This window comes from Peribacillus sp. B65, assembly GCF_058513295.1.
The window spans coordinates 2,529,755-2,543,992 of sequence record NZ_CP195840.1 but is presented as its reverse complement, the minus strand read 5'-3'; the positions used below and the strand labels follow the sequence as shown (position 1 = coordinate 2,543,992).

General features: G+C 43.7%; 15 protein-coding genes. All 15 read right to left on the bottom strand.

What is annotated here, in order from left to right; translation table 11 throughout:
* Nucleotides 1-20: 20 nt before the first annotated feature.
* Nucleotides 21-278 (bottom strand): HPr family phosphocarrier protein, encoded by a 258-nt coding sequence (locus tag ACSR9O_RS12420; protein WP_101223717.1) that lies wholly within the window; start codon nt 276-278, stop codon nt 21-23.
* A gap of 20 nt (nt 279-298) precedes the next feature.
* Nucleotides 299-1,252 (bottom strand): DNA-binding protein WhiA, encoded by a 954-nt coding sequence (whiA, locus tag ACSR9O_RS12415; RefSeq protein WP_101223718.1) that lies wholly within the window; start codon nt 1,250-1,252, stop codon nt 299-301.
* A gap of 67 nt (nt 1,253-1,319) precedes the next feature.
* A complete protein-coding gene (locus ACSR9O_RS12410) occupies nt 1,320-2,306 on the bottom strand; it encodes a gluconeogenesis factor YvcK family protein (protein WP_101223719.1) in 987 nt (328 codons plus the stop codon).
* A complete protein-coding gene (gene rapZ, locus ACSR9O_RS12405; RefSeq protein ID WP_101223720.1) occupies nt 2,296-3,195 on the bottom strand; it encodes an RNase adapter RapZ in 900 nt (299 codons plus the stop codon). The genes ACSR9O_RS12410 and rapZ overlap by 11 nt, the downstream gene beginning before the upstream one ends.
* Nucleotides 3,196-3,240: 45 nt before the next feature.
* Nucleotides 3,241-3,699: an NUDIX hydrolase gene (locus tag ACSR9O_RS12400; protein WP_101223721.1), complete on the bottom strand. Its 459-nt coding sequence runs from the start codon at nt 3,697-3,699 to the stop codon at nt 3,241-3,243.
* Nucleotides 3,700-4,255: 556 nt separating this feature from the next.
* Nucleotides 4,256-5,203, bottom strand: coding sequence for a thioredoxin-disulfide reductase (gene trxB, locus ACSR9O_RS12395; protein ID WP_034309960.1), 948 nt, complete (start codon nt 5,201-5,203; stop codon nt 4,256-4,258).
* Between the two features lie 103 nt (nt 5,204-5,306).
* Entirely contained in the window at nt 5,307-6,809 is a 1,503-nt protein-coding gene (locus ACSR9O_RS12390; RefSeq protein ID WP_260358748.1) for a tetratricopeptide repeat protein, read from the bottom strand.
* A 409-nt stretch (nt 6,810-7,218) separates the two neighbouring features.
* The gene (hisIE, locus tag ACSR9O_RS12385) at nt 7,219-7,875 is read right to left on the bottom strand and encodes a bifunctional phosphoribosyl-AMP cyclohydrolase/phosphoribosyl-ATP diphosphatase HisIE (RefSeq protein WP_491724470.1); all 657 of its coding nucleotides are present in this window, start codon (nt 7,873-7,875) and stop codon (nt 7,219-7,221) included.
* Nucleotides 7,872-8,630: an imidazole glycerol phosphate synthase subunit HisF gene (hisF, locus tag ACSR9O_RS12380; RefSeq protein ID WP_101223725.1), complete on the bottom strand. Its 759-nt coding sequence runs from the start codon at nt 8,628-8,630 to the stop codon at nt 7,872-7,874. The genes hisIE and hisF overlap by 4 nt, the downstream gene beginning before the upstream one ends.
* The gene (gene hisA / locus ACSR9O_RS12375; RefSeq protein ID WP_101223726.1) at nt 8,631-9,365 is read right to left on the bottom strand and encodes a 1-(5-phosphoribosyl)-5-[(5-phosphoribosylamino)methylideneamino]imidazole-4-carboxamide isomerase; all 735 of its coding nucleotides are present in this window, start codon (nt 9,363-9,365) and stop codon (nt 8,631-8,633) included.
* Nucleotides 9,362-9,994 carry an imidazole glycerol phosphate synthase subunit HisH gene (gene hisH, locus ACSR9O_RS12370; protein ID WP_101223727.1) on the bottom strand — a complete coding sequence of 211 codons (633 nt, stop codon included), beginning with the start codon at nt 9,992-9,994 and terminating at the stop codon, nt 9,362-9,364. The genes hisA and hisH overlap by 4 nt, the downstream gene beginning before the upstream one ends.
* Nucleotides 9,995-9,996: 2 nt before the next feature.
* On the bottom strand, nt 9,997-10,584 hold the full coding sequence (hisB, locus tag ACSR9O_RS12365; protein ID WP_063233950.1) for an imidazoleglycerol-phosphate dehydratase HisB: 588 nt from the start codon (nt 10,582-10,584) through the stop codon (nt 9,997-9,999).
* A gap of 100 nt (nt 10,585-10,684) precedes the next feature.
* The gene (gene hisD, locus ACSR9O_RS12360; RefSeq protein WP_491724469.1) at nt 10,685-11,965 is read right to left on the bottom strand and encodes a histidinol dehydrogenase; all 1,281 of its coding nucleotides are present in this window, start codon (nt 11,963-11,965) and stop codon (nt 10,685-10,687) included.
* A gap of 26 nt (nt 11,966-11,991) precedes the next feature.
* Nucleotides 11,992-12,621, bottom strand: coding sequence for an ATP phosphoribosyltransferase (gene hisG / locus ACSR9O_RS12355; RefSeq protein WP_034311625.1), 630 nt, complete (start codon nt 12,619-12,621; stop codon nt 11,992-11,994).
* Nucleotides 12,614-13,798, bottom strand: a complete 1,185-nt coding sequence (locus ACSR9O_RS12350) for an ATP phosphoribosyltransferase regulatory subunit (RefSeq protein ID WP_101223729.1) — start codon at nt 13,796-13,798, stop codon at nt 12,614-12,616. Before ACSR9O_RS12350 ends, hisG begins: the two co-directional genes overlap by 8 nt.
* Between the last annotated feature and the right edge of the window lie 440 nt (nt 13,799-14,238).

The window sequence follows — 14,238 nt, the reverse complement described above, 5'->3', positions numbered from 1 at the left end:
CTTTTAAGCATCCTTTTCTTTTAACCCTCTTGCTGAACAAACTCTTCCAATGCCTCTAACGCTTCTTTTTCATCGCGTCCTTCGACGATTAACTTCACGGTCACGCCAGAACTGATGGCAAGGCTCATTAACCCCATTATACTTTTTGCGTTCACTTTCTTTCCTTCTTTTTCAAGAAAAACATCTGAATGAAAGCGGTTAGCTTCTTGTACAAAAAGAGCTGCCGGCCGCGCCTGCAAACCCGTTTTCAATTTTACCTCAACTTGTTTTTCCACCATCTTGATCTCCCCTGTTAGCTTTATTTTTTCGCAGCAATAGCCTCTCCCCCACGGAGCCTGTCAGCTATTTCATCAATCTTACGTAATCGGTGATTAATCCCGGATTTACTGATTGTTCCCCCAGAAACCATTTCCCCAAGTTCCTTTAAGGTTATATCCTGAAACGCAATCCTAAGCTCCGCAATTTCCCGAAGCTTATCCGGTAAAATGCCTAATCCCACCGTATCCTCGATATAATGGATATTTTCAACCTGGCGTAATGAGGCCCCAATCGTTTTGTTCAAATTGGCTGTTTCACAATTCACAAGCCGATTCACTGAATTACGCATATCACGGACGATCCTTACATCTTCGAACCTTAATAAAGCTGAATGGGCGCCAACTATACTTAAAAACTCGGCAATCTTTTCGGCTTCTTTCAAATAAATGATATACCCTTTCTTGCGTTCAAGAGTTTTGGCCTTCAAGCCAAACTTATTCATTAGCTCACAAAGGGCATCATTGTGCTCTTTATAAAGTGAGAAAATTTCAAGGTGATAGGAAGACGTTTCCGGATTATTCACCGAACCTCCCGCAAGAAATGCACCTCTTAGGTAAGAACGCTTACAGCATTTCTTCCCAACAATAGTATCGGATATAGCATGGAGAATTTCAAATCCATCGCCTAAAATTTCCAAATCGGTTAAAACCCGCTGCCCTCCAGATGACATCCTGACAATATATACATTATTCTTTTTAAGCTTCATCTTTTTACGGACCAACAGCTCGACCTGGACCTCATAACTTTTTTTCAGCAGCGTATAAATCCTTCTGGCAATCGCAGCATTCTCAGTTTGAATATCCACAACAAGCTTCCGATTAGAAAATGAAAGGGATCCGTTCATCCGGATAAGCGCACACAATTCCGCTTTACCGCAGCAATCCTTTCCCTCTAATGTAGTAAGCTCTTTTTTCGTTTCTGAAGCAAAAGACATCCATTTCACCCCCAATCGAACGCAGGTAATCTATTTTTATCAATCAAAAAACCGTCCCCGCTTATATCTACGGTGCAATGTGGCTTTTTGTTTCATTTACAAGCATATTATAGAGCAAATCCGCCACTTTTTTCGTGTCATGGCGTATTACATTCCCTTCATAGCTGAAAATGCGTTCTTGTATGATTTCAAGCCCCATCATTTTTAAGCTTTCCACATCATACATGACCGGTTTAGCATATTCAGCTTGATAGCGTTGCTGAATTTCGGTTGGTATTTCCTCATTATTAACAAGTATCCTGTCAATATATGCATTTCCCATATGGTCATATATCGCTTTTATATGATCGCTCGCGCTATAATCCAGCGTCTCTCCGGCTTGTGTCATCAAATTGCAAATGTACACCTTCTTCGCCTTCGAACGGGCAACCTCTTCTCCTAAACCAGGAACAAGTAAGTTAGGCAGAATGCTAGTATATAGACTCCCTGGACCTATGACAATAAGATCTGCCTGTTTGATTTCCTGGAGAGTTTCACTGAGCGGCTTTATATGATGAGGAGACAGAAATACTTTTTTTATTTTCTTTCCTGAGAAGGGGATCTTGGATTCGCCTGTAACAATCGTTCCGTCCTCCATCTCCGCATGGAGAACCACACTTTGGTTGGCCGCCGGAAGCACTTTACCGCGGACATTAAGAAATTTACTCATTTCCTGGATCGCATGGACGAAATCCCCGGTCAGCGAGGTCATTGCCGCCAGTATCAAATTCCCCAGCGAATGCCCGGACAACTCATTTTTACTCTGAAAGCGATGTTGAAACATTTGTTCAACAAGGGGCTCTACATCCGATAACGCAGCCAGCACGTTACGAATGTCACCCGGAGCGGGAATATCCATATCCTCGCGAAGGCGGCCTGAACTTCCACCATCATCAGCTACCGTTACGATTGCCGTTATATCAACCGGATGCTTCTTTAACCCTCTCAACAAAACGGGAAGGCCGGTTCCCCCTCCAATGATCACAACCTTAGGTTGTTTCTTTTTATCTAACATCTGCTTTCCCCTTACTTTTTTCGATATCGCGATGTGATACTTGAACCCTGTAATCCTTCTTGAAGTGGTTTGAAATATACTCCGTCAATGCTACAGAACGGTGCTGACCGCCTGTACACCCTATCGCAACAACAAGCTGTGCTTTTCCTTCACGTTTATAATATGGAAGCATGAATGCAAGCAAATCGGTCACTTTTTCCAAGAATTTTTGCGTCTCACTCCATTTTAAAACGTAACTCGACACTTCCTGTTCCAAGCCAGTCCTTGGCCTCATATGGTCAATATAATATGGATTTGGCAGGAAGCGTACATCAAACACAAGGTCGGCATCTATGGGTAGACCATGCTTGAACCCGAACGACATGACATTGACTGTAAAACCGACACTTTTATCGGCAGAAAACTCCGAAGCGATTTTCTCCCTCAATTCGCGCGGTTTCAGTTGGGAAGTATTAAAGATCAGCTGGGCCCTTCCCTTCAATTCGTCCAATAGTTCCCGCTCCATTTTAATGCCTTCCAATGGCCGGCCTAATGGAGCAAGCGGATGGGTCCTTCTCGTTTCCTTATATCTTCGGACCAAGGAATCGTCATCAGCTTCAAGAAAAAGGATTCTTGGTGATACTGCAGCTGAATCCGTTAAATTATCCAGTGCAAGAAATAAGGAATCAAAAAACTCCCTACCCCTCAAATCCATGACAAGAGCCACTTTATTCATCTTATTCCCTGAGTCCTTCATTAACTCCAAAAACTTTGGCAATAGCGTGGGCGGCAAATTATCGACGCAAAAAAAGCCGAGGTCTTCAAAACTTTGAACCGCCACTGTCTTACCCGCTCCGGACATTCCGGTAATGATGACCAATTGCGTTTCACTGATCTGCCCTGTACTCATAGTTTCTCCGCCCCCATGTATAGCAATCTTTTTTATATGTGAAAATTAACCTGGATCCAATCGATAAGAAAGTAGTTTAAACTCAGGTGTATAGGTAAAGGTTCCATAAATGATCCCAGTTCCATGAACCATATAGTCCAGGATGTGAAAATCACCTTCAGCCATCATCAGCTTTTTAACATCTTCGACCGGATGCCAGCTAAGTTCCCCTTCTTCACAAACATCAACATTTACACCATCGGAATCCGTTGCAAAGAAAGTGAACATCATCCATTCCGACAATACCTTATCTCCGTCCTTCATAATGAAGGTGAAAATACCTTTGATGGAAGGGTTTTTTAAATAAACGCCCGTTTCTTCACGATATTCCCTAATACAAGCATCGCGTACAGATTCCCCAGGCTCCATCTTTCCGCCTGGAGCTACCCACCATCCGCGTCTAGGCTTTTTCAATAAGAGGATTTGATTATCCTTGATCAATACACAGTTTGTGACACGTTGCACGTTCTTCACCTCAATTGGCTCTGCTCGACTATAGAAACCTTCACCCCCGTGTTGAAGAGATTCAGTTTATATCCTTAAACCGCCGCTAGATATCCATTTGGCGATTTACAAATGCTAATAGTTCAAACAAGTTGTATTTTTCATCTTCTTACCATTATGAAAGATATATATATGTTTAGTATATCTTAACATTATACTATTTTTGAAATGAGCTAACAATAAAGTAAACTTCCTGCATTGGGGGAATATTCATTCCCAAGGAATCACGTAGATAAGCCTTTATCCTGCTTAACTCCTATTCTTCTCCACTTTCGCTGCCTAAATGCAAAGGGCGGACTTACTTCTCATTAAAAATCATTTGGTACATCCTAAAAATTGGAACTAAAGATTTAGTCTTAAAGCAGGAAACAAAAAAAAAGGACACAGAAACTTAATCTGTGTCCTTAAACGTTTATAATTAAAGGGGGTCAACTTCTATCCATACTATACCCAATCATTATTTCACGCGTGTTACAACATCGTTAAAACGGAATTACGATTGTATATTCTAGTGAAATCAAGCCTTAGGCTGCAATTTTTCTTGAAGTTCCTCAACAAAATGCTGAGCGGATTGAGCGGCAATGCTTCCATCGCCTGTAGCTGTAACGATTTGGCGCAATGTTTTTTCACGAACGTCACCAGCAGCAAAAATACCAGGGACGCGTGTTTCCATCCGGTCATTCGTTTCAATATAGCCTGTGGAATTCAAGATGCCCAAGTTCTCAAATGGTTTAGTTAGCGGAAGCATTCCGATATAAATGAATACACCGTCTGCGTCCATCACTGTCTCTTCCCCGTTTTCAGTGGAAACTAGTGTGACACCGCCGACTTTGCCGCCTTTTTCATTGATTTCCTTCAAAGTGTGATTCCAGATGAAGTTAATTTTCTCATTGGCAAATGCACGATCTTGAAGAATCTTTTGAGCACGAAGTTCGTCACGTCTGTGAACGATCGTCACTTTTGAAGCAAAGCGGGTTAAGTACACACCCTCTTCAACAGCAGAGTCTCCGCCGCCGATAACGAATAGTTCCTTTTGCTTGAAGAATGCACCATCACAAACTGCACAATACGATACACCGCGGCCGCCCAATTCTTTTTCGCCGGGAACACCGATTTTCTTATATTCGGCACCAGATGAAATGATGATTGAACGTGCCTTGAATTCCTTGGAACCGGCTTTGATCGTTTTATACTCTTCACCGTCGATGATTTCCTTAACATCCCCATAGGCATACTCCGCACCGAATTTCTTTGCATGGTCAAACATTTTCGTTGAAAGTTCAGGTCCGAGTATAGTATCGAATCCAGGATAATTTTCAACTTCTTCTGTATTGGCCATTTGCCCGCCCGGTACTCCGCGTTCTAACATCAATGTTGAAAGGTTCGCACGTGATGTATAGACAGCCGCCGTCATCCCTGCAGGACCAGCTCCAATAATAACAACGTCATAAATTTTTTCAGACATGTTTTCACTCCTCCATATTCCATTGCAAATGGAACCTTCACTACGGTTAGTGTTCCCTACCTATTATCCTATATAACAAATAATTTTTCGTCCAAATATCTGCTCATCCAAGCAGGGTTTGAACCAACTTTACGTACTTTGATAAGGTGGACACGGATATGAAATGTTTGTCTGCGATTGCCTGTTTGCTCGCCTTCTCATTTTTAAGCTGATTCCACACGTACTCCACCGCTGAGGCCCATCCTGCTGGATTATTTAGTTTTTGCTCTGATTTCACCGCTTCGATGAAGACGGAAAACCACATTAAATACAGCCCGGCTTCATTTAATTGTATCGGTTGGAAATGCTGATATAATAACTCAGCTGTGCGATCGGCAAAATCAATCGGTGTTAATTGACGATCTTTAGCAGGAGCTTGAACAAGTTCAGCATAATCACGTTCCAAATCAGTGAAATTCTGATTAAGGTTGAGGACCTGGTTTTTCAATAGCTTCTGTTTATGAACCGAATGTTTCAGAAGGAAAATGGCAAACAGCCTTTCTTCAATGAATTCACTTTCCAGCCTTTTTATAATAGAAGGAAAATGATGTTCAAAACCATCTGAAGTTGCATTCATATCTCCCCAAGGCTCCATGCCTTCCTTTTCCGGGTTCATTTCCACGACCTTTTTCCATGCCTTTTTGGCAGCCTGATCATGGCCTAGGTGGTAAGCGGAAATGGTTAACCAATAGTAGAAGGTTCCATCTCCCTCGAACCCTTGCCTTTGCAGTACTTTCAACCATTTATATGCAGAAGCATAGTTTCCTATCAAAGCGAAGGTCGCTCCAAGCTTGAAACGATGTTCGGATAGCATCGGCCTAATTTTCTCCAGCATGTGTATGAGCTCTTCAACCTTCGCTTCATCTTGTTGATAATGATGAAAAACAACAAGGTTACAAAGCGCATGCAGGTTTCCTGGACTTTTTTCCAGTACCTCATCAAGTGTTGCAAAGGCGTCATTTACTTGACCAAGATAGAAATAGGCAAGTGCCAGGTTATTATAAGCGGACCAGTAATCCTCGTACTCGGCAATCGTCTCTTTCAATACTTCGATTGCCTTTGGAAAATTGCCTGATTCAAGGTACTCACGGGCTTGTTCCTGTTTGGTAATGAGCCCATCATGCTTAAAGGGATTTTCTTCTGACTCATCCGACTCAAAAGTTATCAGTTCAAGCAGGTCCTCTGCGTCATCGCTAAACTCCCCGTCTTCTTCTTTATCAAGATAAGCACTCGCGTGACGATAAGCCTCCTTGAACATGCCTAAGTGGGCATAATTATTCGCCAGGAAGTAATGACATTCCGACATATAGGGATCCATCACATCCAAGATGTTTTCCAAGAGGTTGTTTGAATAATTATATTCTCCGATTTCCGAGCAAGTGATTGCCAATTGACAGGCTATCATCGGTTCAGCGGGTTCAAGTTCCAGCGCACGTTCCAGGTATTTTTTTGATTTAGGTAGTTCTCGTCTATGATAAGCTTTTAAACCCTTGGTGAAATAATACTCACCTGTTGGGTGAAAAGTTAGAATTTTTGCCTGTTGGCCAAATTTAGAGTCTTTACTCATGTAATCCTCCATCTTCAAGTTGATTAACCATAGTATTATAACATATTGGAGTAAATTTGCCGAACAATTCAAGAAAATGGAAAAAGGGAATCACCATGAGGTATATTCCTAGTCAAATGGGGAGCCAGGATTGATCTCGTTGTCGTAAATACACACAAAAGGGGTTGGGAAATATCTCTTTCATGTTCCCAAACAAAGCAACACCTTGAAATCTCAGATATGGTTTCTACCAAAAGTTTGTAGCAAAAGTTGATTGGGGCGGTTGTGCGAGACTCCGGCGGGAAAAGCGGGTGCCTGGATCGATAATCAACGTCCAAATTGTACAAGCCATAAAAAAACTGAAGAGAAACTTGACTTTCATCGAGTTTGTCTTCAGTCTGAGCCCTCCTTGACGGAGGGCACTTACCATTCATTCAGTTTCTTTCGGTTCATCCTTATCGGCATGTCTAGCCTTCAATACATCAAGCACTGCTTGGAAAGGCAACTCCTGCTCCTGAAGAAGAACGAATAAGTGATAGAGGAGATCGGCACTTTCCATCGAAAGTTCCTCTGCATCGCTGTTCTTAGCAGCAATGATCACTTCTGCCGCTTCTTCACCGACTTTTTTCAGGATCTTATCAACGCCCTTTTCGAATAGATAGGTAGTATATGAACCCTCAGGCATTTCCGATTTTCTTCTTTCAATCAATTTTTCCAATTCCGTCAAGAAAGTCACATTCGCCTTCACGTCTTGTCCGGCTTCACCGTTTTGGTAAATCGTTTCGCTAAAACAGCTTGTTGCCCCTGTATGGCACGCAGGCCCTGCAGGAACGACCCGAACGACCAATGCATCTTGATCGCAGTCATACTTCATTTCGATGATTTTCTGGGTATTACCGCTGGTTGCTCCTTTATGCCATAATTCATTGCGCGAACGGCTGAAGAAAACCGTTTCACCTTTTTCAATCGACAATTGCAGTGATTCTTGATTCATATAAGCAAGTGTCAGCACTTCGCCGGTTCCTGCATCTTGAATAATTGCCGGTATCAGGCCTTTTTCGTCGTATTTAATAGTTTCAAGATTCATCGTACAACCACTCCTTGTTGTTTGAGAAACGCTTTTACTTCTTTGACGGATGTTTCTTTATAATGAAAAATCGATGCGGCTAATGCTGCGTCGGCTTTACCTTCTTGGAAGGCTTCCTGGAAATGCTCAGCGTTGCCCGCCCCGCCTGAGGCGATGACCGGCACCGAAACGGCTTCAGATACCGCTTTTGTCAAAGCGATATTAAACCCTTGTTTCTCGCCGTCACAATCCATGCTTGTCAATAGTATTTCACCTGCACCTCGGGACACAGCTTCCTTCGCCCAATCGATCACTTCCCATTCAGTCGATTTCCGGCCGCCGTGGGTATATACGCGCCATGAGCCAAGCCCTTCTTCATATCGGGCGTCTATGGCGACCACGATACATTGGGAACCAAAGTAATCAGCACCTTCATTAATTAAATCAGGGCGCAGAATGGCTGCTGTATTTAAGGAAACCTTATCGGCTCCAGCTCGTAAGATCTTCTTCATATCCGCCAATGAATTAATGCCGCCGCCCACCGTGAATGGGATTGCCAGACTGCCCGCTACCGCTTGAACGACGTCGACAATCGTTTCCCTGCCTTCATGTGATGCGGAAATATCCAGGAAGACAAGCTCATCGGCACCTTCTTGGTCGTAAAAGGCTGCAAGTTCGACCGGGTCTCCTGCATCCCTAAGGGAAACAAATTGTATCCCTTTGACTACCCGCCCATCCTTTACATCGAGACATGGAATAATTCGTTTAGTGAGCATTTAACCACGCACCTTTTCTAGTGCTTCTTCTACAGTAAAGCGATTGGTATAAAGCGCCTTGCCAATGATTGCCCCTGCAATGCCTTGGGCTTCATACTCTTTGAGGGTGATTAGGTCTTCAAGTGAACTAATGCCGCCCGAAGCGATAACGTTTTTACCGGTTGCCTCCGCCATGGCCAAAATACCTTTCACATTCGGACCTGAAAGCATCCCATCCGTCGCGATATCAGTCACGATAAATGTCTCTGCACCAGCATCGGCCAGTAATTTACCAAGATCTATCGCAAGGGTCCCAGACGTTTGAAGCCAACCATGAGTGGCAACCCTGCCATCCTTCGCATCGATCCCGATTGCGATATGGCTTCCATATTTCCTAATCATATCTTTAGTGAAATCAGGGTCTGAAACGGCCGTGCTGCCAAGAATGACACGTTCCACACCATTATCCAGGTAATGGGCTATATCATGTTCCGTACGGATGCCGCCGCCGATTTGAATGCGGGCCCCTAACTCACTTGCAGCTTTGATTACGTATGAATCATTGATGCGCACTCCCTCTTTAGCTCCGTCAAGGTCGACCATATGTATCCAATCGGCTCCTTGGTCCGCAAAGCTTTTTGCCATATCAAAGGGGGAATCGCCATAAACGGTTTCCTGATTGTAATCTCCCTGGATTAAGCGGACGCATTTGCCTCCACGCATATCAATCGCCGGGTAAATAGTAAAGTTGCTCATGCTTCTTCCTTCCCTTCTACTAATGACAGATAATTTTTTAACAGTGACATGCCCATCTTCCCGCTTTTTTCCGGATGGAACTGCATGCCGAACACATTCCCTTTACCGACGATCGCAGGCACTTCCACATCATACCTTGCCGAAGCAGTGACGAATGATTCATCGGTATCGACGTAGTAGGAATGGACGAAATAAACATGCTCCTCTTCCAGCCCCTCATTCACTGGTGAAGCGTGTTTGAATTCAAGACGATTCCAGCCCATGTGCGGCACTTTATAAACCTGGTCATTCGCACCCACTCCCTTAAAACGAACGACTTTTCCCGGGATGAGGGATAATCCTTTAGCCGGTCCATTTTCCTCACTTTCATCAAAGAGAAGCTGCATACCAAGGCAGATCCCTAATAGATAACCTCCATCGGCTACATATTCCCTCAGGAATTCATCCAGCTTTTGTTTTTCCAAGAGGCTCATTGCATCCCTGAAAGATCCAACGCCGGGAAGTATGATTCCTTTCGACTTTGAAAGTTCTTTTGGGTCATCGGAAATGAATGAATCGGCACCAAGGCGTTCAAGCCCTTTACTTACAGAAAATAAATTCCCCATGCCATAATCGACGATTCCGATCATTTTTACAACATTCCTTTCGTCGAAGGGATGCCTTTGACACGTGGATCGATGGTCGTAGCTTCATCCAATGCACGTCCCAGCGCTTTGAATATTGCTTCGATCATATGATGTGTGTTGTGACCGTAATGAACGACTACATGCAGGTTCATCCTGGCTTCAAGAGCGAATTTCCAAAGAAACTCGTGCACGAGTTCAGTATCGAAAGTACCCACCTTTTGCGAAGGAAACTCAGCCCGGAACTCTAGGTGCGGACGATTGCTTAAATCGATGACAACCTGGGCGAGTGCTTCATCCATGGGTACGAAAGCATTTCCGTAACGCTTTATCCCGCGCTTGTCCCCAAGGGCCTCCAATAACGTCTGACCTAAGCAAATGCCAATATCTTCAGTTGTATGGTGATCATCGACATCTGTATCTCCGTTTGCATCTACGGTCAAATCAAACTTCCCATGTTTCGTGAACAAATCAAGCATATGCGTCATAAACGGAACGCCCGTCTTAATGGAGGAATTACCTTCCCCATCCACACCAAACTTCAAACTTATTTCCGTTTCATTCGTCTTTCGCTCCACACTAGCAAAACGTTCCATTACAACTCCTCCTCAACGGGGTAAGACCCCTTTTCCCAAGATGTAAAAGCATGTCAAAAGTCTTTATATCAATGATTTCGCGTATTTCAATATTTCAGGACTATTTACCGGATTCATTCACACCACGTGATTCAATGGCACGGGCGTGAGCCTCAAGTCCTTCCATTCGGGCAAATGCCGCGATTTTTTCTGCATTTTTGCGGAAGGCCGTTTCACTATACATGATGATGCTTGATTTCTTTTGGAAATCATCCACATTAAGCGGACTGGAAAAACGGGCGGTTCCATTGGTAGGCAGCACATGATTGGGGCCTGCAAAGTAATCCCCGACGGGCTCCGAACTAAATCGGCCAATGAAGATTGCTCCGGCATGACGGATTTTAGACATGATTTCAAGTGCATCATGGGCCACAATTTCCAAATGTTCCGGTGCAAGTTCATTAATCGCTTCAACAGCTTCCGCCATATTCCCGCTTACAACGATTCTTCCATAATCCCTTATGGATGCTGCAGCAATATCATGGCGTGGAAGTAACGCCACCTGCTTGGTCACTTCTGCGGCCACTTCTTCTGCAAGAGTCGTTGACGTCGTCACCAAAACACTGCAAGCACGGGCATCATGCTCCGCCTGTGACAGCAAGTCTGCCGCAACTTCTGCAGCAATGGCGGTTTCGTCCGCCAATATCGCTATTTCACTTGGACCTGCTATCATATCAATGGCGACATCTCCAAATACTTCCCGCTTCGCTAACGCCACATATATATTTCCCGGACCCACTATTTTATCCACTTTCTTAATCGTTTCCGTCCCATAAGCGAGAGCAGCTATTGCCTGTGCCCCTCCAACTTTATAGATTTCCTTCACCCCGGCAATTTTGGCAGCTGCCAAAACCGCTGGCGATAATTTCCCATCCTTCCCTGGCGGAGACACCATAACGATCCTTTCCACCCCCGCGGCCTTCGCAGGCAACGCATTCATCAGTACTGACGAAGGATAGGCTGCTGTGCCTCCAGGTACATAAACACCTACAGCATCAAGAGGTGTCAATTTTTGTCCTAGCATCGTTCCCGTATCATCAGTCGTAAACCATGAATTTCGAATTTGTTTCTCGTGAAACATTCGGATATTATTCGCGGCTTCTTGTATAATATCAAGCTGCTCAGCAGTTAAAGATGCTGTCGCTTCTTCCATTTCCTGTTCCGATACAAGTAATTCCCCTGCACTGACACCATCGAAACGTTCGGTATAGGTATGTAAAGCGGCGTTTCCGCTTTTCCTGACATCATAAATAATATCCTGAACCGCTTTTCTTTGATCGGCATTACCTGCATCAACCGAGCGTTTCAGTGAAATCCCTTCAGCAAACCGTTCTATTTTCATACCTTCACCTCATTAGCTATTCTTTACTATTCAATAATTTCTGCTAGCCGTTCCACGATTTCGGTAATCCTTGCTTCTTTAATTCGATAGCTGACAGGGTTTGCCACCAGCCTCGAAGTCACATTGGCGATTTTCGCATATTCCACAAGACCGTTTTCCTTCAATGTCCTCCCCGTAGAAACGATATCGACGATTCGTTCAGCCAAACCAATTAACGGTGCTAACTCAATAGACCCATTCAACTTTATAATCTCGACTTGCTCCCCCTGCTCGCGAAAATAACTGGAGGCAACATTCGGATATTTACTGGCTATTTTAGGGGCGATGTCACTTATCTTCGTACCAGGCAGTCCAGCTACAGCTAAATAGCAGGCACTGATTTTCAAATCTAGTAACTCATAGACATCCCGTTCTTCCTCTAACATGACATCCTTTCCTGCAATTCCAATGTCAGCGACGCCGTGTTCCACATAGGTTACGACATCCATCGGTTTAGCTAAAATGAACCGCAGATTTTCCTCTTCCACTTCAAGGATCAATTTCCGGGAATCATCAAACTCGGGAGGGAGACGAAAACCGGCCCTTCTTAATAGCTCTGCCGCTTCTTCAAAGATTCTTCCTTTCGGCATGGCAATCGTTAAAAAGCTATTATTCATCTTTTCCATACCCCCCATTCCCTACGAATAAATGAACTTCAGAAAATGTCCGTGTAAAGGCATCGACATTTTGGACGACCGTAATATCCTGAATCGTTACCAATTTTCCTTCGGTGCGTTTAATTCTTGCAAATTCAATGGCTTCCAATCTTCGTTCGGGACTATATAAAATACATTCTGGCGCGACAGGCTGGATCGGCTCCCCAAGAGCTTCTGCAAGACGATCCACCCGGATTGCAAAACCTGTGGCCGAAGCATTCCAGCCGAACTTCTCAAGCAGATTATCATACCGGCCGCCATTGCCGATTGGCGAACCGACTTGTCCGGCATACACTTCAAATAAAGTTCCTGTGTAATAGCTCATATGACTGACCAATGTTAAGTCAAAGCTCACATATTGTTCAACGCCAAATTCTTTCAGCTGCGCAGACAATTCCTTCAGTTCAGCCAAAGAATCCTGCCCTTTATTATTTTCAACCAACCCCAGCGCCTTCATCAGGGTCCCTTCACTGCCCCTTAATGAGGTGAACTCGATAAGCCGTTGCTTATCAATGGATGAAAGCGGCAGTGATTTAACATGCTCTCGATAACCAACATAATTCTTTTCATACAAAAACTTCCTTAATATAGAGGCTCTTTCCTCCGTACCTAGAATGCTCAAGAAAAATTCTTGCAGAAATCCAATATGCCCAATGGAAATTTTAAATTCCTGAAGCCCGGCAGCCTTTAGAGCATCCGCAAGCAGGGCAATCATTTCAGCATCGGCACTTATAGACTTATTTCCAATGCACTCAATACCAATCTGTTCGAATTCTGCCGGCCTGCCTCCTTCACGCTGCTGTGCCCGGTATACATTCGCGGAATAGGCCAGGCGAAGCGGAATTTGCTGTTTTAACAGTTTGGATGCTGCCACCCGTGCAATGGGGGCTGTCATCTCGGGACGGAGTACGAGCGTATGCCCCTGGGAATCGAGAAGTTTAAACAACTGTTGATCCAATATTGCCGAAGCCTCGCCAATTGTTTCATAATATTCCAAAGCAGGCGTTTCAATAAATTGATAGCCCCACTTCTTGATTTCATCACTCATTTTATTTCTGGCCAACACCTTCGTTTCATACAGTACCGGCAATGTATCTCTCATGCCTAACGGTTTTTCAAACATAAATGGCTTTGTCACGACTGCACATCCTTTTGAATTGATTACTATCTATATCCAATCGGTCCGCCTGTAGGCACAAACCGATGCATCCATTCCTTATTTTGTTTATCTCTTTATCATTCCAAGGTTTCACGCTTAAATCCAAATTTCGGATAACATATAAAAATAGTATCAAATAAAATGACATAATCATATTAATACTCACAATAATCTATTAAATCACTTTAGTTCGCTAATATGGTAGCAGGTTGAAGTTACTAATAGTTTACTCTCGCTCCCATCTTACGTCAAGGAAAATATGCCTAATTCCATTACTTCAAACTACAGCTGTCTTTAATATTCTTCATGATCAGTTTAAGTCCAAACTCAGGGAGTCACACCTTTTTACCTAGATGTTTCTCCCTATCTTTAGCCATTCATTGTTATTAATGTATACCTTTTGGTATAGCTGCTTTATA

Coding starts and splice junctions, on each gene's coding strand:
- hisH (WP_101223727.1), bottom strand. CDS start 9,994: ATGATCGGAATCGTCGATTATGGCATGGGGAATTTATTTTCTGTAAGT.
- whiA (WP_101223718.1), bottom strand. CDS start 1,252: ATGTCTTTTGCTTCAGAAACGAAAAAAGAGCTTACTACATTAGAGGGA.
- hisA (WP_101223726.1), bottom strand. CDS start 9,365: ATGAGCAACTTTACTATTTACCCGGCGATTGATATGCGTGGAGGCAAA.
- ACSR9O_RS12390 (WP_260358748.1), bottom strand. CDS start 6,809: ATGAGTAAAGACTCTAAATTTGGCCAACAGGCAAAAATTCTAACTTTT.
- hisG (WP_034311625.1), bottom strand. CDS start 12,621: ATGAATAATAGCTTTTTAACGATTGCCATGCCGAAAGGAAGAATCTTT.
- ACSR9O_RS12420 (WP_101223717.1), bottom strand. CDS start 278: ATGGTGGAAAAACAAGTTGAGGTAAAATTGAAAACGGGTTTGCAGGCG.
- hisF (WP_101223725.1), bottom strand. CDS start 8,630: ATGCTCACTAAACGAATTATTCCATGTCTCGATGTAAAGGATGGGCGG.
- hisD (WP_491724469.1), bottom strand. CDS start 11,965: ATGAAAATAGAACGGTTTGCTGAAGGGATTTCACTGAAACGCTCGGTT.
- rapZ (WP_101223720.1), bottom strand. CDS start 3,195: ATGAGTACAGGGCAGATCAGTGAAACGCAATTGGTCATCATTACCGGA.
- ACSR9O_RS12410 (WP_101223719.1), bottom strand. CDS start 2,306: ATGTTAGATAAAAAGAAACAACCTAAGGTTGTGATCATTGGAGGGGGA.
- hisIE (WP_491724470.1), bottom strand. CDS start 7,875: ATGAATCTTGAAACTATTAAATACGACGAAAAAGGCCTGATACCGGCA.
- trxB (WP_034309960.1), bottom strand. CDS start 5,203: ATGTCTGAAAAAATTTATGACGTTGTTATTATTGGAGCTGGTCCTGCA.
- hisB (WP_063233950.1), bottom strand. CDS start 10,584: ATGGAACGTTTTGCTAGTGTGGAGCGAAAGACGAATGAAACGGAAATA.